The sequence below is a fragment of the Pseudomonas sp. B19125 genome, assembly GCF_044218855.1.
Lineage (GTDB): Bacteria > Pseudomonadota > Gammaproteobacteria > Pseudomonadales > Pseudomonadaceae > Aquipseudomonas > Aquipseudomonas edaphica.
The window spans coordinates 2540590-2561914 of sequence record NZ_CP162589.1; the positions used below are offsets into that span (position 1 = coordinate 2540590).

Sequence of the window (21325 nt, forward strand, 5' to 3'; positions counted from 1 at the left end):
CTGAAAAAAGCCATTGACCTTAAAGTTGGCTTTAATCTTATGGTGGTCCCACGCCAACTGAGGACTGCTCCATGAATCTGTTCGATCCCCTGTTATTACCCAACGGTTCGACCATCAACAACCGCATCGCCAAAGCCGCCATGGAAGAGAATATGGCAGACGCCGACCAGGCGCCTTCCGCCGATTTGCTGCGTCTCTACCAGGCCTGGGCCGATGGTGGTGCCGGCCTGATCATCACCGGCAACGTGATGGTTGACGGCCGCGCCATGACCGGCCCCGGTGGCGTGGTGTTGCAGGATGATCAGCAACTGGCCAAGTTCAAGCGCTGGGCGCAAGTGGGGCGCGCAGGTGGCGCGCAATTCTGGTTGCAGATCAATCATCCCGGGCGCCAGATGCAGGCCAATCTGGGGCAACAGACCTGGGCACCCTCGGCGGTTGCCATGGACCTGGGCACGTTATCCAAACACTTCAGCCGACCCCAGGCGATGACCGCCGAGGTGATTGCCGAGGTTATCCAGCGTTTTGCGCGCACCGCTCGCCTGGGCGAACAAGCCGGTTTTACTGGCGTGGAAATTCATGCGGCGCATGGTTATTTGTTGAGTCAGTTTCTCTCACCGTTGAGCAATCAACGCACAGACGCGTGGGGCGGCTCCCTGGAAAACCGCGCGCGGCTGTTGCTCGATATCGTCAAGGCGGTACGGGCGGTGGTTAGCAGGGAATTCGCGGTGGCGGTCAAACTCAACTCCGCGGATTTCCAGCGCGGCGGGTTCACCGCCGATGACGCCAAGCAGGTGGTTGAGTGGCTCAACGACTTGGGCGTGGACCTGGTGGAATTGTCCGGTGGCAGTTACGAAGCGCCCGCCATGCAGGGGGACGCGCGTGACGGCCGAACCCTGGCGCGTGAGGCTTATTTTGTTGAGTTTGCCCACGACATCCAGACGGTCGCCAAGATGCCGGTGATGGTCACCGGCGGTATCCGTCGACGCCCGGTGGCTGAAAGCGTGGTGCACAGCGGCGTGGACATGGTGGGCATCGGCACCGCGTTGGCGATTGATCCGCAACTGCCGCGTGCGTGGCTTGAAGGCAAAGACACAGCGCCCGAACTGCCGCCGATCACTTGGAAAAACAAAGCCTTCGCCTCCTTGGCCAATATGGCGCTGGTCAAGTTCCAGCTGCGCAAACTCAGCCAGCGCAAGCAGCCTGATCCCGGCGTATCACCGTTACGCGCATTGATCGAGCAGCAACTGGGCAACGCTTTGCGCACGCGGCAGTATCGCCGCTGGATCGCCAAGCGTAGCGCGTAGGCGGTGGTCAGGACGGGGTCAGTTGCGCCGCCGCAACCTTCACCCGCGTCGCGCGCCGCGCCATCACCCAGGCCAGCACCGGCGCCAGGGTAAACAGGGCAAACAACCACTGTGCCGCGTTGGCGATGCCGGCATTGCCGGTGGCGTCGTTGATACCCGCCACGTTGGAAATCACTCCCGCCAATGCCGCGCCCAGGGCCATGGCGAACAGCTGCAAGGTGGTGATCGACGCGGCGGCCGTGTCCTTGTCCTGCTCCGACGCCACTTGCAGGATGCGCGTCAGCAGGTGCGGCCAGCCCAGGCCGATGCCGAAACCGACCAGGAACAGCCCGAGGCAGATCGGCGCCAACCGCGCCCATTCACCCAGGCTTTCCACCGGCGTGGTGATGGCTAGCAGCACCAGCCCGGCCACGATAAACAGCGGCCCCGCGAGGATGGCGCGCTGTGCGCTGCGGCCGCTCCAGCTGGAACTGAGGATTTCCGACACGGTCCAGCCGGCCGCCATCAGCGCCGCCATGTACCCGGCAACCAGCGGTGATTGACCATGCAGGTGTTGCAGAAAATACGGCATGAAAATCTCGCTGCTCATGCCGATCACCAGCAGGCAAGTGGTTGCATACAGCGCGCACAGCGGGGCGTCGAACTTCAGTGCGTCCTTGGGCAGCAGGCGTATGGTCGCGGTGGATTCGTGGCGGACCAGTGCATAGACCAGCACGGCGCACACTGCGATGCCCAGCAGGTTCCAGCTCGGCAGCGCCGAAACGCTGCCTGCGCACACGGCCAGCACGGCGGCGGCCAACAGCACCAGTTGCGGCACCGGCAAGCGGCTGGCCGTGCTCGCCGTGGGATCGCGGGGCGGCAGCGCACGGTGGGTGAGTACCATATAAGCAAGGCTTATCGGCACCATGGCGCCGAAGGCGAAACGCCAGGCATCCATCTCGGCGAACACGCCACCGACCGCCGGGCCGACCAAGGTAGCCACGCCCCACATGCCCGATACCAGCGCCATCGCCCGCGGCCATAAGCGCTCTTCGAACACCAGTTGGATCATCGAGTAACACAGGGCCAGCAACATGCCGCCGCCCAACCCCTGAATCAAACGCCCGACCAGCATCACCGGCATGTTTGGCGCCAAGGCGCAGATCAGCACACCGACCATAAAGATCAACGTGGCGACGGTATACGCCAGCCGCGGCCCGGTGCGTTGCAGCAGCTTGGAGGTGAGGGCTGAGCCGATGATCGAGGCCACCACGTACAGGGTGGTGCTCCACGCATACAGGGCCAGACCGCCGATTTCGGCGACCACCGACGGTAGAATGGTCGTGGCGATATAGGTGTTGGTGGCATACAGCGCAATGCCGCCGGAGAGGGCGATGGAACGGGTGGCATTCTTGCCCCGGAGCAACTCGCTCCAGCTGCTGTCTTGGGTGTGCATCGACGATTCCTTGTGCCGCTGGCAGGCTTGGGTTAATTTGCCAAGTAATTGCTTTGAATATTGCGACGAGGCTGTTTATTTTGTCAAGAAACGACTTGGAATATTCGCCGGTGTCGCCGGCGGAGCGTTTGCTGCACCTGCTCAAGACCCGTGGGCCACAATTGGCCAGTGATGCTGGCGAGTTCCTCGGCACCACCGGTGAAGCGGCACGCCAGCAGTTGGTGAAGCTGGCGGCCAGTGGGTTGGTCGAGGCGCGCTCCGAGGTACGCGGGGTAGGGCGCCCGACCCAGGTTTGGCAGCTCACGGCGACGGGGCACGCGCGCTTTCCGGATACCCATTCCGAACTCACCGTGCAACTGTTGCAGACCGTACGCGAGACCTTTGGTGAAGAGGCTATTGAGCGTTTGATTGACGTGCGCGAGCGCCAGACCCTGGCGTTGTATGAACGTGAGATGCAGGGCGTCAGCGGCCTTAAAGCGCGGGTCGAAAAGCTTGCGGCACTGCGCACGCGTGAAGGTTATATGGCCCAGTGCAGCGAGCAGCCGGACGGTGCCCTGATCCTGGTAGAGAACCACTGCCCGATCTGCGCAGCGGCTACTGCGTGCCAAGGGTTTTGCCGCGCAGAATTGCAGGTGTTCGAGCAGGTGCTACAGGCCAAGGTCGAGCGCGTGGAGCATATTCAGTTGGGCGCGCGGCGGTGTGCTTATCGGATTCACTGAACGCGCCGCCGATTAAATGTGGGAGCTGGCTTGCCTGCGATAGCCATCGGTGTCTACACAGCTATTGAAGGTATCCACATTCCCCGGTGGCGAGCGGGCTTGCCCCGCGTTGGGCTGCGAAGCAGCCCTGAAATCAGACGCTGCTTTTTTTCAGAAAGAGCGCGGTGGCATTACTGGGGCCGCTGCGCAGCCCAACGCGGGGCAAGCCCGCTCGCCACAACAGCCCGTTCAGCCTGTAGCATCGCAGCGGTGCGACGATTCGGCACGTCAGCTCCCTTCTCCCAGTGCTACCGCTACCTCTTTGGCCACCTCGATAAACGCCCGCGCCGCCGCACTCTGGTACACACCTTTGCGCTGCATCAACACCGCCGTGCGCTGCAACCGTTGCGGCCCCAGTTCAATGGCTACCAACTCGGGATGCGCCCGTGCAATCGCGGCCGGCAGTAGCGTCGACAGCGTGGTCCGGCGCACCACCTCGATCAATGCGCCAATCACATTGGCCTCCATCACCACGCGTGGGCAGATGCCGTGTTGGTTGCAGTAGCGGTCGATCTGCTCGCGGGTGGCGAACGTCTTGCTGAGCAAGATCAGCGATTCGCTATTGAGCGCCTGCAGCCCAATGGCAGCCTCGCCCGCCAACGGGTGTTGGCTGCCGACCACCAACGCCAGGGTTTCCACCAGCAGCGGGTAGCTGTCGATGTCGGGTGCGTGCGCTTGATCAAAGGCAATGCCCACATCCAGCTCGTCAGCCAGCAACTGGTTCTCCATCTGCTCCTGGGCGACCTCGCGCACGTTCAGCGTGATGTTCGGATAGCGGCGGTGAAAGGTTTCCACCAGCGGCCCCACCAGGTAGGTGGTGAAGGTGGGCGTAACAGCAAACCTCAGCGTCCCACGGCTCAAATCACCCACGTCATGGATTGCACGCTGGCCTTCCTGCAGTTCCTGCGCTGCCCGTAACGCATAGCGCAGGTAAACCTCACCCGCGTCGGTCAGACGCGTCTTGCGCCCTGAGCGATCAAACAACTGCGCGCCGAGGCTTTCTTCCAACTGCCGCACTTGCTGCGACAGCGCCGGCTGCGAGACATGCAGGGCCGTCGCTGCCTTGGTAAAGCCCTGATGCTCTGCGACAGCAAGGAAGTAATGGATATGGCGCGCCAGCATGCTTGTACTCATAAGATTATCTGATGATCCTGATCATATATGAGACTTTTACCTTATTTAAGTGGCTGCGTAACCTTTGCTTCATCGCATCGCGAACCAAAGGAGTCACCCATGCAAGACATCATCGACGGTTTCCTGAAGTTTCAACGTAACGCCTTCCCCGAGCGTGCCGGCCTGTTCAAAGACCTGGCCAACCAGCAGAGCCCGCGGGCGCTGTTCATCTCCTGCTCCGACAGCCGCCTGGTACCAGAGTTGGTCACGCAGCGCGAGCCGGGCGACCTGTTCGTGATCCGTAACGCCGGCAATATCGTGCCGTCCTACGGCCCCGAGCCGGGCGGTGTGTCGGCCTCGGTGGAGTACGCCGTCGCCGCCCTGCAAGTCAGCGACATCGTGATTTGCGGGCATTCCGATTGCGGCGCCATGACCGCCATCGCCACCTGCAAATGCCTGGACCACATGCCCGCCGTGGCCGGCTGGTTGCGCTACGCTGACTCCGGCCGGGTGGTCAACGAGGCCCGCCAGCATGTCGACCAGCACGCCAAAGTCGCCTCCATGGTGCGCGAAAACGTCATCGCGCAATTGGCCAATATCCAGACGCACCCTTCAGTGCGCCTGGCCCTCGAAGAAAAACGCGTAACCCTGCACGGCTGGGTCTACGACATCGAAAGTGGCTGCATCCAGGCCTTCGATGGCCGTACCGGCCAGTTCGTCGCCCTTGCCGACAACCCGACTGCGCGCGCCGTTTCCTACTAACACCTTCCTTTTTACCCACGGAGATAACCCCATGATCCAGTCGCAAATCAGCCAGACCACTCGCCTTGCCCTGACCGACGTCATCCTCTTGGCTAAAGCCCGCAAAGACCTGTCGTTCGCCCAGATCGCCGAAGGCACCGGCCTGCACGAAGCCTTCGTGACCGCCGCCTTGCTCGGCCAGCACCCACTGCCCGCCAGCGCCGCTCAAGTCGTTGCCGACACCCTGGGCCTGGATGCGGATGCCGTGCTCCTGCTGCAAACCATCCCGGTGCGCGGCAGCATCGGCAACGGCATCCCGACCGACCCGACCATCTACCGCTTCTACGAAATGATCCAGGTCTATGGCACCACGCTCAAGGCGCTGGTCCACGAGAAGTTTGGCGACGGCATCATCAGCGCGATCAACTTCAAGCTGGACGTCAAAAAGGTTGAAGACCCGGACGGTGGCTCCCGCGCCGTGATCACCCTGGATGGCAAGTACCTGCCGACCAAACCGTTCTGATCAGCTGAGTAACGGCCCGGCGCTGCAAGGCGCTCGGGCCACGGCAGCTATATGGAGGGTCGCAGTTATGGATTTGATTTTTCGTCATGTACGCATCGACGACGCACGGCCGCTGATGGATGTGATTCTTGATCTGCCCGCGCGGTTGAGGGTGCTCAAGCGCGGGAAGATCGTGGCGATGTCGGTATGTCAGCGGTCGGTGGTTTTCTGATCCTGCGTACTCAGCCTGCCCAGAAACCCCGTAATCAACCCCACCACCTGCTGCTGAATCACCGCCCGTGGCCGACCACCCTCGCCATCGCGGCAAATCATGCCATCGCCCGGCGAGCGTTCCTCAATCAACGCGATTGCGCCCGGTTTGCAGATCGACATAAAGCTGAAGTGCGTGGCGTCGCTGATTTCCACGTACTGCGTCGTGGCTTTTGGCAGGCGCTTGACCAGGTTGGCGGATTCCAGGTTGGGGTCCATATCCTCGGTTGGCACGCCACCTGCGATAACCAACGCAGGCACCTTGAATGCCGCCAGGCTGGCGTCGGTCATGCCGCGTGACAGGCCCAGGTCCAGAGACACGATGGCGGTGACGCGCTTGTCGCTCAAGTCCGCGGCCAGCCGGGCTTTGCCGTCGGGTGTCGCGGCGGGGTTCATCTCATGGTAGCCGATGCAACCGCCCAGCTTCGGGTGTGCGGCGCAGTCGCGGCTGAACAGGTCAGGGTCGAAGCGCGCGCCGGCGATTTCCAGCACGGTCCAGCCGCCGAGGGAATGGCCGACAGCAGTAATGTGTTGGTTCGCCACCGCGCCAAACTGTTGCGGTTGAGCCAGCACGGCGTCGATAGCGCGGCTCAGGTCGGCCGGGCGTTGCCATAGCTGCGCGGCGGCTTGCGGGTTGCGGTCCTTGGTGGTGGTGCCGGGGTGGTTCACCGCCGCGACGATGTAACCCTTGTGCGCCAATGCGCTGGCCAGCCACACCTGCTTGCCCCAGTTGCCGCCGTAACCGTGGGACAGCACCACCAGCGGATGTTCGCCCGCAGCCGGCAGCGCGTCGGGCACGGCGAGGGCGCCGATGAAGACCGCGTTGTCGGCGATCAGCTTGGGTTTGGCTGAGGTGGTAGCGGGGTACCAGACCACCAGCTCCAGCGCGCGAGTGTTGTGCGCATCGGGCAGGGTCGTGGTTTTGAAGCCGACCGGGGCATCGTCGGCGAAGGCGGGTGTGGTCAGGCAAAGCAGGAAGAGGGCGCGTAGAGCGGTTTTCATTGTTGTTATCGTCCTTGATGTTGGTGGCGAATCATCACCTGAAACCCTGTGGTCTGCACATCCCCTGTTTGCACTTAATACCCGCCCCGTTGGGGATCGTTTCGCTAGCCCGTTCGTCTGGCAGCCTTGCCTGAGATTAATCGCCTGTCCCACCTTGGTATTGGCCAACCCAGCCCCATAACTACTTTCGTATCCACTGAGGGCGCAGACCATGACCAACCCAACCGAAACCGCCATCCTTGCCGGCGGCTGCTTCTGGGGCATGCAAGACCTGTTGCGGCGCTACCCTGGCGTGCTGCAAACGCGTGTCGGCTACACCGGCGGCGATGTGCCGAATGCCACGTACCGCAACCACGGCAACCATGCCGAAGCCATCGAGATCGTGTTTGACCCGGCGGTGATCACTTACCGGCAGATTCTGGAGTTCTTTTTCCAGATCCATGACCCGAGCACGCCTAACCGCCAGGGCAATGACACGGGGCCAAGCTATCGCTCGGCGATTTATTATTTGAGTGAACAGCAGCGCGATATTGCCGAAGATACGGCGGCCGACGTGGATGCGTCGAAGCTGTGGCCGGGTCGAGTGGTCACCGAGATTGAGCCGGCAGGGCCGTTCTGGGAAGCGGAGCCTGAGCATCAGGATTATCTGGAGCGGATACCGAATGGGTATACCTGCCACTTTATTCGGCCGAACTGGAAGTTGCCGAAACGGGCTTGAGGCGCGCCGGGCAATGATCGTTCCCACATGTGGGAGCTGGCTTGCCTGCGATTACGGTGTGTCAGTCAATAAATTAGTTAACTGATCCTCCGCCATCGCGGGCAAGCCCGCTCCCACATTAGCTTTATGTTGCCTAATGCTCAGCTATCTACTGTGTAGTTAGCCGGCGGCCTCGCGCTCCAGCAGCCTGTCCATCAGCAACACCCCCAACTCACTCAACTGGTGAATCGCCAGCGCCACGTCGCGCTGTTTTCCCGTCAAATCTTCTGACAGGTCGAGCAACAAGGCAGTGACCGAGGAAAAGGTTTCGTAGCTGTTGGTGATCAGGGTTTCGTTGCTGGCATCGGCCGCGACGTTGAACAGCGAAGGTGGTGACAATGCCGGGTCGGCTTTTGGATTGAGGTAGTGATCAATTGCGCGATGCGCGGCCTGATTGAGTTTCAGGTCCGGTTCGCTGGGAGGGTTCGGCGTTATTTTGAACATGTGTGTTGTACCTGATTAGGGCCGACACCTTTTCGCTACTAAACGAAAGGGTGGCAGCTGTGCACAGGTTAGTAGACCGGGGAAACACACAAAGCCGGCGCGCCCGAGGACGCCCTGCGCACAGCCACCATCAAGCACAGACAAAAACATCTGAGAGATGAGGCTCATGCACTTTATGTTGTCACTCGGGCTACTAAACCCGATCACTGAGTTGTCAGCGACCGAGCAACCTTAGAGACGCCCACCACAGCGCACAAGCCGGCGGATTCTGACGCAAGCGTAGGCAATGGAGCAAGGCGCTGTGGCTTCGGACTTTGCTGTTTCCCGCTTCGTTGTAGGACATGAGCCCTACACTGACCTAAATGTGGGAGCGGGCTTGCTCGCGAAAGCGGTGTATCAGCCAACACATTCAGTGACTGACACTCCGCTTTCGCGAGCAAGCCCGCTCCCACAGGGTTCTGTGTTGGTTGGTGGATTGGTGGGTTGATCAGGCTTTGGCCACACCTACCCGCCACTGCGCCGGCGGCAGCAAGCCATTCACCAGGTAATTACCGACGATCCGCGACTTGTACACCCGCGGGTTATGGTTCGCCAACGTGCGTGCATTGCGCCACAGCCGGTCCAGAGCCTTGTTGCTGGCCGTGGCGCTGGCGCCCAATGCATCGAACAATCCGGTGGTCGCCGCCAACGTCGCATCCACCACGGGATTGACTGCCAGGCACACCTCCAGCTCCGCCAGGGCAACCTGTGGGTCGTCGTCATTAAGGGGCTGGTCCTGCGCAATCACATACTGCGCCGTCTGATCCAGGCGCTGCGCCGCGTGCTGGGTGATGGCTTGTGCGGCGTAGGCTTGACTGGCGACTTCGCCAATCACTTGCAGCAATTGCACATCCTGGGCAGCGGTGTCGGCGTTGCCGGTGGTGAAGGTGCGGGCGCGCTGGCTGAGTTCGGCGGCGCCGCTGAGTGCGGCGCGGCGGGCGATGCCGGCCAGGGTGGCAAGGTGGTAGATCTGGTAGAACGACTGGCCATAGGCGAAGCGTTGGGTGGTGGGGCGCACATCGTCATCCACCACCGGTGCGTTGTCGAAGAGGCAGGTGCCGCTGGCGGTGAGGCGTTGGCCGAAGCCATTCCAGTCGTCGATGATCTGCACACCGGGCGCCTTGAGGTCGACCACCAGGCTGTACACCACACCGTCTTCGCCGGTGGCCACGGTGTTGATCAGGTCACTGTAGAGCGCGCCGGTGGTGTAGAACTTTTTGCCGCTGATGCGCAGTGTGCCATCGGTGTGGCGGTGCAGGCGGGTGCCGAAATCGCCACGGGCCTGGTTGCCGACTTCGGTGCTGCCTGGGGAAAGCAGGGCGCCTTGGCCGAGGCGGTCGAGCCATTGGGCGCGCCAGTCGCGGTCTTTGGCGCATAGCACGTCTTCGCAAAAGCCAAAATGCCCACGCAGTGCCTGGGTGATGTTGGAGTCGGCGGCGGAAAGCTCTGTCAGCAGCGCAAGCAGTTCAGCGAAGGTCGCGCCTTGCCCGCCGTAACTGACTGGCAATCGCCAGCGTGGCAAACCCAGAGCGTTGAGCTGTTGGATCACTGTCGCCAGGCTGGCGCGTGTCTGATCCGCCTCGGCAGCGTGTGCCAGGATCTGCGCAAACAGCGGGCGAAACGGAGCGGCCAGTTGTTCGTAACGGGCGGAGGGCGCAGTGCCCCAGATATTCAATACGGGAGTCGACATGCAATGGACCTTGCAGAAAGGGTTTCAGGCGCGGGGTCCAGTGGTCTGGTGGCGTCACCCTAACTCAGTGGGCAGCAAACTTTTAATACGAAAAATAGCTAACCCACTGTTAGGCGGTTCTATCGATAGTGCACAACAGTATTAAACCCGGCGCTTTTATTGCGTTAGCTTCTACGGGCGCCACGCTCGGCGACTGCCAAAACCCTTCTCTCATTGCCAGACTGCACGCCCACAGATGGTTGAGTCAGCCATTAACTGTGTGGATTCCTCCTATGATCAATCGTCGTAATTTGCTTGCCGTGCTGGGCCTGGCCTCGCTGACACTGCATGGCCCATCGGTGTGGGCGGCAGCGCCGCAGACCCTGACGGTGGGTGACCAGTTCTTCTCCAATCGCATCGTCCTGGAGCTGTCCGGCGAGCTGAAAGACCTGCCGTATCAAATCGACTTCAAACGCTTCAATACCGGCTCCCCGGTGGCCTCGGCGGTCGCCAGTGGCGCGCTGGACGTGGGCATTGTCGGCGATACGCCGGTGATCAGCCTCGCCGCCAATGGCGCGCCGGTGAAAGTGGTCGCCAGCACCCAGACCAGCCTCGATGGCGTGGGCATTGTGGCGCGCAAAGGCATCCATTCGGTGGCCGAGCTCAAAGGCAAAACGGTGGCGATCTGGAACGGTTCATGGAGCCAGCAGCTGGCCTACAAGGCCCTGGATGAGGCCGGTGTGCCGCGCAGCAGCGTGACCTTCAAATACCTGCTGCCGGCCGAAGCCAGCCTGGCGCTGAGCCAGGGCGACATCGATGCCTTCGGCACCTGGGAACCCTACGTGTCGTTGCAGGAGAAAGAGGGCAGCACCCTGATCCGCAATGCCAAGGGCCTGATGAGCGCGCCGACCTACATCGTTGCGTATGAGCCGGCGCTGGCGCAGAAACGCGCGATTATCAAAGATTTTGTGGCGCGTCTCACCCGTGCGCGGGTGTGGAGCAGCAGCCACGTTGATGAGTATGCCCAGGCGTGGTCGAAGGCCAACCAATCTGCACCGGAGATTGCCAAGGTGTGGTTCAAGCGTGATGCGATCAAGGTGCTGCCGATCTCCCCGGCCATTGTCGGCGAAGCCCAGGCCACGGCGGATTTCCTGGTCGATGCGCAGATGCTCAAACAGCCTTATGACGTGACGCCCTTGTTTGATCAGGCCCTTTAAACGCGGACGAAACACGCGCTAATAGTCTCGGGCGCCTGTTGATACGGGGGCTGAGCTAGGGTTTTTGGTTCCGGTTGGCGCCGGAACAAAAAATTCACTAGCATCAGTATGGAGTAGCCAGTAGGCTACAGGTGAGACTTTGACCAATTCGATCGGCAGGACGCCGGAGTTTGATACATGGCTCGACGGTATGAAGGATCTATGGGGCAAAACGGCGGTGCTGACTCGCCTGGACCGCGCCGAAGAAAACAATTTTGGCGATTGCGAGCCGGCCGGTGACGGCCTGAGTGAAATGCGTGTATTCGTCGGGCCTGGCTACAGGATTTATTTTGTACGCACGGGCATCACGGCCTACCTGATGCTGTGGGGCAGTGATAAAACCGACCAAAAAAGAGGCATAAAGCGGGCAAAAGAGATTCTCGATGCCCTGAGAGGTAAATGAAATGAGCAACTCGACATTCAAACCCGAGGACATGCCGATCCTCGATCTTGATACATCCGGCACCAGCGTCTACGAAGCTTCGCGCTTCCTCGACAGCCCGGAAATCATCAGTGCTTATCTGGCACAAAGCATGAAGTCCCAGGACCCGCAGATCCTCATGAAGGCGCTGGCTGAAGTTGCCAAGGCCCAGGGTGTGAACAAGGTGGCCGAGGCGGCGGGGGTCAATCGCGAGAGTCTGTATAAAACCCTGAAGGGCGGCTCTAAAACACGTTTTGAAACGATCAAGAAGCTGATGCTGGCGTTAGGCGTTGAGCTGACTGTGCAGCCCGTTTCAGCTGGCGCGAGCAAAAAAATGCCGCGGCACAACGGACAATAATCAGCAACTGTCAGTTTTCACAGTATCTTTCTCCTTGAAGTCATGGTCTTGTCACACGCTGATGCGAACGTTCCCTAGCCAAAAAACACACGGCACCGGACCGCGCCTGAGTTGTACTTCAAGGAGATTTAATCATGAGGGTCGTGACCTCAGGCTCTGCTTATCTGGATATAGACGCTTATGCGTGCTGCATAGCCTACGCTGAACTGCTGAATCACCAAGGTGTTCAAGCGCGTGCGGTCAGCAGTGCGCCACTCAATTTCAGCGTTTGCGCCAGTGTGCTCGGTTGGAAGGCCTCGCTGGACGATTACCAACCCGGCGCCGACGATGAGTTCGTGTTGGTGGATGTTTCCGACTACCATCATTTTGACCCGGTCGTGGTACTCGATCAGGTGTGCGAAGTGATTGACCATCATCCAGGCTTTGAAATCCACTGGGCGCAGAAGCTGGGTGCGGATGCTGATATCCGGCCAATCGGTGCCGCGGCAACGCTGGTTTTCCAGCGTTGGGAAAGGTCCGGCCTGCTGCCGCAGATCAGCCGGCACAGCGCTGCGTTATTGGCCACGGCGATTCTGGACAATACCCTGAACTTCACCGGAAAAATGACCGCATCCCTGGATATCTGGGCCTACGAGGTGCTGGCGCGGCGGGCGGGGCTGACGGCGGATTGGCCGCAGCGTTATTTCAGCGAATGCCAGGCTGCGATCGAAGCCGACCTTGAGGTCGCCCTGGCGGCTGATATGAAACACATGACGGCCACGCGCAACCTGCCGCAGCTCATTGCGCAAATGACGGTGTGGGATGCGCAGGGGTTGCTCCAGCGGCATCACGCAGCCATTGAACAATGGCTGGCGGCGCAAGGTGAGGACTGGCTGTTGAACGCTATCAGCATCCGCGAGCGCAAGAGCTATTGGTTGGCCGAGCCTTCTCTCAGCCAGCCGAAGCTGAGCCTGCTGCTGTCGCTCGATTGGCAAGGTACACAGGCCGTGCTTGGGCGTGCGATGCAGCGCAAGGAGCTGGTGAAGCTGGCCCTGGCTGCCGCACGCGAAGACCTCAGCGTACGAGGCAAGGCCGTTTGTTGTTGAAGGCCCAGCCCGGTATCAAAAACTGCATCGCCACGCTGTCGTCCCGCGCCCCAAGGCCCATGCCTTTGTACAGTTCGTGGGCCTTTGCCACGGCATCCATATCGATCTCCACGCCCAGGCCCGGTTTGCTCGGCACCTTGACGTAGCCGCCCTCGATTTTCAGCGGTTCCCGGGTCAGGCGTTGGCCGTCCTGCCAGATCCAGTGGGTGTCGATCGCAGTGATGTCGCCCGGCGCGGCGGCGGCCACCTGGGTGAACATCGCCAGGGAAATATCAAAGTGGTTATTGGAGTGCGAGCCCCAGGTCAGGCCCCACTCATTGCACATCTGCGCCACGCGCACCGAGCCTTGCATCGTCCAGAAGTGCGGGTCGGCCAGGGGAATATCCACCGACTGCAGCTGGATCGCGTGGCCCATTTCACGCCAGTCGGTGGCGATCATGTTGGTCGCGGTTTTAAGCCCGGTGGCACGGCGGAATTCGGCCATGACTTCGCGGCCCGAGTAGCCGTTTTCTGCGCCACAGGGGTCTTCGGCGTAGGCCAGCACGTGGTGTTGATCGCGGCATAGGCGGATCGCTTCTTTCAGTGACCATGCGCCGTTCGGGTCGAGGGTGATGCGTGCGTCCGGGAAGCGCTCGGCCAAGGCCGTCACCGCTTCGATTTCTTCATCGCCACTCAATACGCCGCCTTTGAGCTTGAAGTCGTTGAAGCCGTATTTGGCTTTGGCGGCTTCGGCCAGGCGCACCACGGCCTCGCTGGTCAGGGCTTTTTCATGGCGCAGGCGGAACCATTCGTCATCGGTGTCCGCCTCGTTGCGGTAGGCCAGGTCGGTGGCCGTGCGATCACCGACGTAGAACAGGTAGCCGAGCATTTTTACTGCGTCACGCTGTTGGCCTTCGCCCAGCAGGGCGGCGATGGGCACTTCGAGGAATTGACCGAGCAGGTCGAGCAGGGCGGCCTCCATGGCGGTGACGGCGTGGATGGTGATGCGCAGGTCGAAGGTTTGCAGGCCACGGCCGGCGGCGTCCCTTGAGGCAAAGGTGGTGCGCATCTGGTTGAGGATGCGCTGGTACTGGCCGATGGGTTGGCCGATCACCAGGCTGCGGGCGTCCTCCAGGGTTTCGCGGATGCGCTCGCCACCGGGCACTTCACCGACACCGGTGTTGCCCGAACTGTCCTTGAGGATCACGATATTGCGGGTAAAAAATGGCCCATGGGCGCCGCTCAGGTTCAGCAGCATGCTGTCGTGGCCGGCGACGGGAACGACTTGGAAATGGGTGACGACGGGCGTGGTCATGGCAGGATCCTAATAAGCTTAAAGAGGTTTGCTGATAGCGGTGCCTGTTGCTGCAACGCTCTGCGGCGCCAGCACGGCAGAAGGCGAAGTCTTGGCAAAAAACACCAGGATGGCCGCCAGCACCGAGGTGCCGGCCAGGCCATACAGGCCGCCCTGGATCGAGCCGGTGGTCTGCTCCAGAAAGCCGAAGGTCGTAGGCGCCACGAAGCCGCCCAGGTTGCCGATGGAGTTGATCAGCGCGATCACGGCAGCGGCGATGCGCACATCCAGGTAACCCTGTGGGATTGGCCAGAACAGCGAGGACGCGGACTTGAACCCGATGGCCGCAAAGCAGATCGCGACAAAGGCGAAGATCGGCCCGCCGGTGGTGGACATGAACATGCCGGCGGCGGCAATCAACAGCGCGGCGGCGACCCAGGCTTGCTGGAACTTGAACTTGCCCGACAGCGCGGCGAAGGCGTACATGGCGATGATCGAGATCAGCCACGGGATCGAGTTGAAGAAGCCGACCTGCACGTCGCTCAGATCGCCCATCTTCTTGATGATGCTCGGCAGCCAGAAGGTCGCGGCGTAGATCGTCAGTTGGATGCAGAAGTACAAGGCGCAGAACAGCAGGATCTGGCGGTCCTTGAGCAGCTTGGCAATGGTCGGTTTGATGGTGGTCAGCGCCTCACGCTCGCGCTGTTCCTGGTCGATGGCGCCAACTAACGCGTCCTGTTCTTCGCGGGTCAGCCATTGGGCGTCGTGGGGTTTGGAGTCGAGCCAGAACCACACAAAAAAGCCCAGCGCCACAGAAGCCAGGCCTTCGATGGCAAACATCCATTGCCAGCCGTGAAACCCGAACCCTTCTATCTGCAGAAGTGCCCCCGACAGCGGGCCGGAGATCAGCGACGCAACCGCCGAGCCACTGAGGAAGATGGCGATGGCTTTACCGCGCTCCACGCCGGGCAGCCAGCGCGTGAAGTAGTAAATCACCCCAGGGAAAAACCCCGCCTCGGCCACGCCCAGCAGAAAGCGCAGGACGTAGAACTGGGTTTCGTTCTGGATGAACGCCATCAGCGTGGCGACGATGCCCCAGGTGAACATGATGCGGGTCAGCCAGATGCGCGCACCGACCTTTTGCAGCAGCATGTTGGAGGGCACTTCAAAGAGCGCGTAGCCGATGAAAAACAACCCGGCGCCCAAGCCGTAGGCGGCCGCGCCGATACCCAGGTCATGCTCCATGTGCGTGCGCACGAAGCCGATATTGACCCGGTCGATGTAGTTGAGAATAAACATGATCACGAACAGTGGGAGCACGTGGCCCTTCACTTTGCTCACGGCGCGCGTGAGGACCGAATCACTTTCTGGAGCGGCAGATGCGTGGTTTGAATTGCTCACAATTGAAAAACTCCCCCTGATTTATTTTTATGCGGGTTTGCGTATTTTGTTACCAGACATCATACAAGTGGTTTTCTTGAGTTCGCAATGCACCTGCAACTGTTTTTGTTCTTATAAGGCTGCTGATTGGTTGTGTGTTTTGGTTATTTGTCTAGCGTTTGTTGGGTGTATAGATCGATCGGCGATGTAGTTATCGCGATCTTTACCTTCACGCACGGCCCGCAAGGGCCAGCGAGCATTGCGTCATTCTGGTTGGTTGTCATACAAGTTGTGAGCTTTATGAATCAAGCCAGCGCCTACTCGGGGCTGGGTGTTAAGCTCCCCTCAGCCAACCCCGTGGACCCATAGTGATGCCCATTGAAAGCGCAAACCCTGTGCGTAAACGTTCCAATAACCTCGCCCAAGGTGTGGTCGAGGCGCTGACCCAGCGCATCCTGCTGGGCCAGCTCAAACCCGGTGAAAAATTGCCGTCCGAGTCCAGCATCGTGCTGGAGCATGGCGTGAGCCGCACAGTGGTGCGCGAGGCGATCTCCAAGCTGCAGGCGTCGGGGCTGGTGGAGACGCGTCACGGCATCGGCACCTTTGTGTTGGTGCAGCACGCCCAGCAAGGTTTGCGTTTGCATGTGGACACGGTCGCCAGCGTGCGTAACATGCTCGAGCTGCGCTTGGGCCTGGAGGTGCAAGCCGTGGCTTTGGCCGCGCTGCGCAGGAGCGACGAACAGCTCGCACACATGCGCCAGGCGCTGGACGATTACCAGGCCTCGCTGGCCAGCAACGACAGCTGTGTGGAAGAGGACAAGCGCTTTCATCAACTGATCGCCGAGGCCACCGGCAATACCTTTTTTACCGAAATCATGCTGCACCTGGGCAGTGCGATGATCCCGCGCACCCAGGTCAAGGGCGTCGAACGCGGCGGGGCCGACTTCGCCAAGCTGGGGCAGTTGGCGAACCTTGAGCATGAGGCGATCTTCAATGCCATCAAGCGCCAGGACCCGGACGCGGCGCGGGCCGCCATGGTGCTGCACCTGACCAACAGCCGGGACCGGTTTTCCGGGGAATGACAAGGAACCACCGTTGAACGAACACACATTGTCCATGCGCCTGGAGCGCGTGGCCGCCAACGTGCCCGCTGGCGCGCGCCTGGCCGACATCGGCTCGGACCACGGCTACCTGCCGGTGGCCTTGATGCGCCGTGGCGTGATCACGGCAGCGGTGGCGGGGGAAGTGGCGACCACACCCTTTTACGCAGCCCAACGCACCGTGCGCGACAATGGCCTGGAGCAACACATCAGCGTGCGCCTGGCCGATGGCTTGGCGGCGATTGAACCGGGCGATGGGATCACCGCGATCAGCGTCTGTGGCATGGGCGGCGAGACGATCCGCGACATCCTCGACAACGGCAAGGTGCACCTCAGCGGCCAGGAACGCCTGGTCCTGCAACCCAATGGTGGCGAGCAACCCTTGCGCCAATGGCTGATGGACAACGGCTATCGCATCCTCAGCGAAGAGTTGCTGCGGGAAAACCGCTTTTACTACGAGATCATCGTGGCCGAGCGCACAGGCGCCGTGACCTATACCGATCAGCAGCTGTACTTTGGCCCGTTGCAAATGCAAGCCCGCAGCCCGGAGTTCCTGGCCAAGTGGCAGCGGATGCTGCGCCAGAAGCACAAGACCCTGGCCAGTTTTGAGCAGGCACGCCAGGCGGTGCCGGAGCAAAAACTGCAAGAAATTGCCCGGCAGGCGCGGTGGATTACCGAGCTGCTGGCGTGAAGTGACTTGTAACTTTTCCTACGCATGTGCAAGGATCTGCCCATGACTCAATTTTCGCAAAGCAACCGCCATCATCCCCACGGACCTTCCTTCAGGTGCCGTGGTTGCTTGCGCTCACTGATTGACCAGACCCACTGATCACTCAATGAACCCCACCCAAGGCGCCTATGGCGCCTTTTTTATTGCCTGCAAACACTGGAGATTCAACCCATGACAATGCTACGTGGAACCCGAATGGTCACCGGCAAAGAAGCCGCAACGATGCGTGAAGTAGAAGGCCGTTTCCGGAGCTATCTTCATCGAAGCGGGCGCTGAAGAAGTCATCGTGCCGGCCCTTTGGGGCCAGGACACGTTTATCGAAAAAACCGGCGGCAGTGAAATCATCGGGCAGATGTGGGCCTTCGATGACAAGGCGGGCCGCAAGTGCTGCCTGATCCCGGAAGCCACTGCGCTGTTCCAGGAGCGCAACGCCGACTTGCTCGAAGGGCGCGCGGCGGCGATGTTTTTTTACGTGGCGCGGTGTTATCGCTATGAGCGGCCGCAAGCCGGCCGTTATCGTGAGTTCACTCAACTGGGGCTGGAGATTCTAAGCCCTGACCCTGGGTTGGCGTTGCAGCGCAGCCAGGCCCTGTGTACTGGGTTTCTGGACACGCTGGGGCTCGACTATGCGCTGAACCTGGCCGTGAAACGTGGGCTGAGTTACTACCTGGAGGGCAACGGCTTTGAGGTGCGCTGCCCGACATTGGGTGCGCAACAGCAAGTCGTGGGCGGCGGGGCTTACCGTGAAGGCGCGGGCTTCGGTATCGGGCTTGAGCGGTTGGTGCTGGCGTTGGCGTGAAGCACCAGGCGTCTCCCAGTGAGAGGCGCCTGCTTTGCTGGCCTCGAATATGCTCCAATAGCCGCCTTCTTTTGCTGACCCAGGAACCCTGTCATGGCCGAGACCACCGACCAAGCCTTCTACGACCGCGCAGATGCGCATATCGAACTGTCGAACGAGCAGCTCAAGACCTGTGAAAACCTCGGTGAGGTCAGCGCCTCGATGATGTTCGGCACCACGCGGTTCAATGCCTGGGCCAGCGCCCGCAACTTCAAGTCCGGCGCCGAGATGGCCGAGGCCCGTGAGGCGATGCTGAAGTATTTCTGTGATCAGTACAGGATGATGCTTGAGGATAACCTGGATGATCACATCAATAATTTCAGTCAGTACATGCGGGTGAAAGTGGCGGATTAAGAGGGTGGTGGGGGAGGGGCTGTGAGCTTGGCAGCCCCAGCGGATGCCATCGCAGGCAAGCTGGCGCCCACAGTTACCGTTTCACTCTCGTCATTGAGTGTTTTTGCCCCATTTTTGCGCACGCCCGCGCACTTTTTGATTGCCGCACCGCCTATCTCCGGCCCCTCCTGCAACGGCCCGTATCTTGCTAGAACCAAGCTAATCAATGACATGGCATTTTGCTTCTAGTCATTTCCAGCTTGTTTTTGGGAGCGGTCGGCCATGCACACTCTTTTATCACCCGGTATCCATTTGCTCGGCCGTCTCGGTTTTGCGCGCAAATTCCAGGTGCTGTTTTTCCTGTTCATGCTGCCCCTGGCCGGGAGCCTCTGGATGATTGGCTCGGACTATCGCGGCAAATTGAACGTGATTACCAGCGAGCAGTCCGGCGTGCACCAACTGTTGGCCCTGGACACGCTCGATGGCCAATTGACTGCGCAACGCAACCTGGCCGCGCGCTGGAAAGCATTGGATATCCTCCACACCCCAACCCCTGCCGCCCAGGCAGCAATGGATAAAGTGGATGCAGGCAACCCGATGATTATGCAAAGCCTGCAAGGCTTGGGTGAAGCACTCAAAGCCCGCAACGCCAGCGCCGACACGCTTGCGCGGTTCGAGGCATTGCAGGCGGCGGTCAAGGGCATGGACACCCAGTCCCTGCGCACCGTGGGCTGGTGGCCGGACGGCTACGACCGTTTCACTGCTGCGTTGACGGCGCTGCAAACCTTGCGCGAGCAAATCACTCTGGATACTGGCCTGATCCTCGATCCGTGGCTGGAAACCTACCTGCTGATGCAGATCTCCACCCAGCACACCCCGGACCTGATCGAGCGCATCGGTCGCACGGCCAGCGTCGGCCAGTCGTCCATCGCTTCGGGGCAGTTCACCTTGCAAAGCCGCTTGCAGATGCGCGACCTGCGCGGCCGTATTGGCGATGCACGTGACCAATTGGCCAAGGCCGCCGCTTCGCTCAAAGCCAAGCAATATCCTGGGATCGAGCCGTGGACGGCGCAATATGACAGCAGCCTGCTGCTTCTGGATAACGAACTAAAAACCTTGGATGAAGGCGTGTTTGGCGGCACCATCAAATTGGACACCGCCGCCTTCGACCGCAGCGTCGACAGCATGTTGGGCGCGTTGGGGGCGTTGCGCAGCCAGTCGCTTAACTCACTGGATGCGCGCCTCAGTGACTACCGCGAGCGCTCGCTCCAGCACTTTATTCCGGTGGCGGCGACGTTCAGCCTGCTGGCCCTGGCCGCGTTGTACTTGTTTACCTGTCTGCAAGCCTCGATTCGCCGCAGTGCCAGTGGCATCACCACGCTGGCCGAGTCGTTGCGCGACGGCAACCTGTGCGTGGAGGTGGCGGTGGAAGGCCGTGACGAACTGGCGGCCATCAGCCGGGCGCTCAACGTTGCCGTGGTGCAATTGCGCACCAGCCTGCTGGGCGTCAATCACGAAACCCAGCAACTCGGTTCTGCCGTACTCACACTTAACGCGCAGTCAGGCAGCACCCTCACCGAGGTGGAAGACCAGCAACACCAAATCAGCCAGATTGCGGCCGCCGCGACCCAATTGGCCGCCACCTCCATGGGCGTGGCCAAGAGTTGCGAACAGGCCTCGGGCAGCGCGCAGCACACAAGGCGCATCGCCGAAGACAGCAGCCGCGACAGCCTGCGCACCACGGCAAGCATCCAACAGCTCAACCAGCGCCTGACCGACACCGCCAACGCCCTGGAACAGGTCAGCCAGCAGGGCCAGCAGATTCAATCGGTGGTCGACACCATTCGCGGCATCGCCGAACAGACCAACTTGCTGGCGCTCAACGCGGCCATCGAGGCTGCGCGTGCGGGCGAGCAGGGCCGTGGGTTTGCCGTGGTGGCCGATGAAGTGCGCAGCCTGTCGCAACGCACCCAGGCGTCCACCGCACAGATCGCCGGCACCGTGGACAGTTTGCGCGCAACTGTCAGCCAGGCGGTCAGCCTGATGGGCGCGGCGTGCGACCAGGCATTGACCGACGCCGAATCCGTCACCGGCCTGGGCACCCGCCTGGGCGAAATTGCCGGTGCGGTGCAACACGTCACCGACACCCTGGCGCAGATCGCGGCTGCGGTGGAAGAACAGGCTGCAACGGCCGATGAGGTCAGCGGCAATATCCAGCAGGTCGACCAGGCGGCGGGGCGCTTGCTGGACGGCGCACGGGCGGTGAATCAGGCGGCCGATACCTTGCGCAAGGGCAGCCTGGCGCTGAGTGATAACACGGCGCGCTTTCGATTGGGCTGAGGCGCGGGCAGGTCAACAATATCTACCGCAGATACGCTCGGGCTGCGTCTCATGCTGAGGGTTCATTCCATCAGTATGAGGACCGTGCCCATGAGCACGCCGAGCCCTACATCCGCGTCACCGACGTTTCAGGAAATTCGTACACACCTGCTTGAGATCGACCCGGGCCTGCGCACG

The 21325-nt window shown here is 61.1% G+C and carries 22 protein-coding genes; 15 read left to right on the forward strand and 7 right to left on the reverse strand.

Annotated features, from left to right (window positions below; translation table 11 throughout):
* The first annotated feature begins 71 nt into the window (after positions 1 to 71).
* Positions 72 to 1304 (forward strand): NADH:flavin oxidoreductase/NADH oxidase family protein, encoded by a 1233-nt coding sequence (locus AB4P96_RS11575; protein ID WP_170037890.1) that lies wholly within the window; start codon positions 72 to 74, stop codon positions 1302 to 1304.
* 7 nt (positions 1305 to 1311) lie between these two features.
* On the opposite strand, the gene AB4P96_RS11580 is transcribed toward AB4P96_RS11575, so the two are convergent.
* On the reverse strand, positions 1312 to 2739 hold the full coding sequence (locus AB4P96_RS11580; RefSeq protein ID WP_170037892.1) for an MFS transporter: 1428 nt from the start codon (positions 2737 to 2739) through the stop codon (positions 1312 to 1314).
* A 95-nt stretch (positions 2740 to 2834) separates the two neighbouring features.
* Between AB4P96_RS11580 and AB4P96_RS11585 the strand changes: the two genes are divergently transcribed.
* The gene (locus AB4P96_RS11585) at positions 2835 to 3458 is read left to right on the forward strand and encodes a metalloregulator ArsR/SmtB family transcription factor (protein ID WP_205894401.1); all 624 of its coding nucleotides are present in this window, start codon (positions 2835 to 2837) and stop codon (positions 3456 to 3458) included.
* Between the two features lie 267 nt (positions 3459 to 3725).
* Here the strand turns inward: AB4P96_RS11585 and cynR are convergent, their stop codons facing one another.
* The gene (cynR, locus tag AB4P96_RS11590; RefSeq protein ID WP_395600975.1) at positions 3726 to 4619 is read right to left on the reverse strand and encodes a transcriptional regulator CynR; all 894 of its coding nucleotides are present in this window, start codon (positions 4617 to 4619) and stop codon (positions 3726 to 3728) included.
* Between the two features lie 111 nt (positions 4620 to 4730).
* On the opposite strand from cynR, the gene AB4P96_RS11595 reads away from it, so the two are divergent.
* The 3 genes from AB4P96_RS11595 to AB4P96_RS11605 all read left to right on the forward strand — a co-directional run bounded on the left by AB4P96_RS11595 (position 4731) and on the right by AB4P96_RS11605 (position 6085).
* Complete coding sequence (locus AB4P96_RS11595; RefSeq protein ID WP_017136973.1) at positions 4731 to 5372, forward strand: carbonic anhydrase; 642 nt, start codon at positions 4731 to 4733, stop codon at positions 5370 to 5372.
* A 31-nt stretch (positions 5373 to 5403) separates the two neighbouring features.
* Positions 5404 to 5874, forward strand: coding sequence for a cyanase (gene cynS, locus AB4P96_RS11600; protein ID WP_177034776.1), 471 nt, complete (start codon positions 5404 to 5406; stop codon positions 5872 to 5874).
* 67 nt (positions 5875 to 5941) lie between these two features.
* Positions 5942 to 6085: a hypothetical protein gene (locus AB4P96_RS11605; protein WP_395600787.1), complete on the forward strand. Its 144-nt coding sequence runs from the start codon at positions 5942 to 5944 to the stop codon at positions 6083 to 6085.
* Here the strand turns inward: AB4P96_RS11605 and AB4P96_RS11610 are convergent.
* A complete protein-coding gene (locus AB4P96_RS11610) occupies positions 6064 to 7125 on the reverse strand; it encodes an alpha/beta hydrolase family protein (RefSeq protein WP_395600788.1) in 1062 nt (353 codons plus the stop codon). The genes AB4P96_RS11605 and AB4P96_RS11610 overlap by 22 nt on opposite strands.
* 211 nt (positions 7126 to 7336) lie before the next feature.
* Between AB4P96_RS11610 and msrA the strand changes: the two genes are divergently transcribed.
* Positions 7337 to 7843 carry a peptide-methionine (S)-S-oxide reductase MsrA gene (gene msrA / locus AB4P96_RS11615; protein ID WP_285679150.1) on the forward strand — a complete coding sequence of 169 codons (507 nt, stop codon included), beginning with the start codon at positions 7337 to 7339 and terminating at the stop codon, positions 7841 to 7843.
* Positions 7844 to 8002: 159 nt separating this feature from the next.
* Here msrA and AB4P96_RS11620 read toward each other — a convergent pair whose 3' ends face one another.
* Positions 8003 to 8326 (reverse strand): DUF6124 family protein, encoded by a 324-nt coding sequence (locus AB4P96_RS11620; protein WP_138451181.1) that lies wholly within the window; start codon positions 8324 to 8326, stop codon positions 8003 to 8005.
* 487 nt (positions 8327 to 8813) lie between these two features.
* On the reverse strand, positions 8814 to 10055 hold the full coding sequence (locus tag AB4P96_RS11625; RefSeq protein WP_395600789.1) for an acyl-CoA dehydrogenase family protein: 1242 nt from the start codon (positions 10053 to 10055) through the stop codon (positions 8814 to 8816).
* A gap of 272 nt (positions 10056 to 10327) precedes the next feature.
* Between AB4P96_RS11625 and AB4P96_RS11630 the strand changes: the two genes are divergently transcribed.
* The 4 genes from AB4P96_RS11630 to AB4P96_RS11645 all read left to right on the forward strand — a co-directional run bounded on the left by AB4P96_RS11630 (position 10328) and on the right by AB4P96_RS11645 (position 13154).
* Positions 10328 to 11251 (forward strand): ABC transporter substrate-binding protein, encoded by a 924-nt coding sequence (locus AB4P96_RS11630; RefSeq protein WP_176992051.1) that lies wholly within the window; start codon positions 10328 to 10330, stop codon positions 11249 to 11251.
* 139 nt (positions 11252 to 11390) lie between these two features.
* The gene (locus AB4P96_RS11635; RefSeq protein ID WP_017136964.1) at positions 11391 to 11693 is read left to right on the forward strand and encodes a type II toxin-antitoxin system RelE/ParE family toxin; all 303 of its coding nucleotides are present in this window, start codon (positions 11391 to 11393) and stop codon (positions 11691 to 11693) included.
* Between the two features lies 1 nt (position 11694).
* Complete coding sequence (locus tag AB4P96_RS11640) at positions 11695 to 12069, forward strand: addiction module antidote protein (RefSeq protein WP_395600790.1); 375 nt, start codon at positions 11695 to 11697, stop codon at positions 12067 to 12069.
* A gap of 134 nt (positions 12070 to 12203) precedes the next feature.
* The gene (locus AB4P96_RS11645) at positions 12204 to 13154 is read left to right on the forward strand and encodes a DHH family protein (RefSeq protein ID WP_395600791.1); all 951 of its coding nucleotides are present in this window, start codon (positions 12204 to 12206) and stop codon (positions 13152 to 13154) included.
* Here the strand turns inward: AB4P96_RS11645 and gudD are convergent.
* Both gudD and AB4P96_RS11655 read right to left on the reverse strand, forming a co-directional pair.
* Complete coding sequence (gene gudD, locus AB4P96_RS11650) at positions 13123 to 14448, reverse strand: glucarate dehydratase (protein ID WP_017136961.1); 1326 nt, start codon at positions 14446 to 14448, stop codon at positions 13123 to 13125. The genes AB4P96_RS11645 and gudD overlap by 32 nt on opposite strands.
* A gap of 18 nt (positions 14449 to 14466) precedes the next feature.
* Positions 14467 to 15828, reverse strand: coding sequence for an MFS transporter (locus tag AB4P96_RS11655; protein ID WP_170037910.1), 1362 nt, complete (start codon positions 15826 to 15828; stop codon positions 14467 to 14469).
* 350 nt (positions 15829 to 16178) lie between these two features.
* On the opposite strand from AB4P96_RS11655, the gene AB4P96_RS11660 reads away from it, so the two are divergent.
* The 5 genes from AB4P96_RS11660 (at position 16179) to AB4P96_RS11680 (ending at position 21148) form a co-directional block, all read left to right on the forward strand.
* Complete coding sequence (locus tag AB4P96_RS11660; protein WP_099548970.1) at positions 16179 to 16889, forward strand: FadR/GntR family transcriptional regulator; 711 nt, start codon at positions 16179 to 16181, stop codon at positions 16887 to 16889.
* A 13-nt stretch (positions 16890 to 16902) separates the two neighbouring features.
* Positions 16903 to 17598: a tRNA (adenine(22)-N(1))-methyltransferase TrmK gene (locus tag AB4P96_RS11665; RefSeq protein WP_017136958.1), complete on the forward strand. Its 696-nt coding sequence runs from the start codon at positions 16903 to 16905 to the stop codon at positions 17596 to 17598.
* A gap of 325 nt (positions 17599 to 17923) precedes the next feature.
* The gene (locus tag AB4P96_RS11670; protein ID WP_017136957.1) at positions 17924 to 18436 is read left to right on the forward strand and encodes an ATP phosphoribosyltransferase regulatory subunit; all 513 of its coding nucleotides are present in this window, start codon (positions 17924 to 17926) and stop codon (positions 18434 to 18436) included.
* 93 nt (positions 18437 to 18529) lie between these two features.
* Positions 18530 to 18829, forward strand: a complete 300-nt coding sequence (locus tag AB4P96_RS11675) for a DUF3144 domain-containing protein (RefSeq protein WP_017136956.1) — start codon at positions 18530 to 18532, stop codon at positions 18827 to 18829.
* Positions 18830 to 20455: 1626 nt separating this feature from the next.
* On the forward strand, positions 20456 to 21148 hold the full coding sequence (locus AB4P96_RS11680; protein ID WP_371318505.1) for a methyl-accepting chemotaxis protein: 693 nt from the start codon (positions 20456 to 20458) through the stop codon (positions 21146 to 21148).
* Positions 21149 to 21325 lie beyond the last annotated feature (177 nt).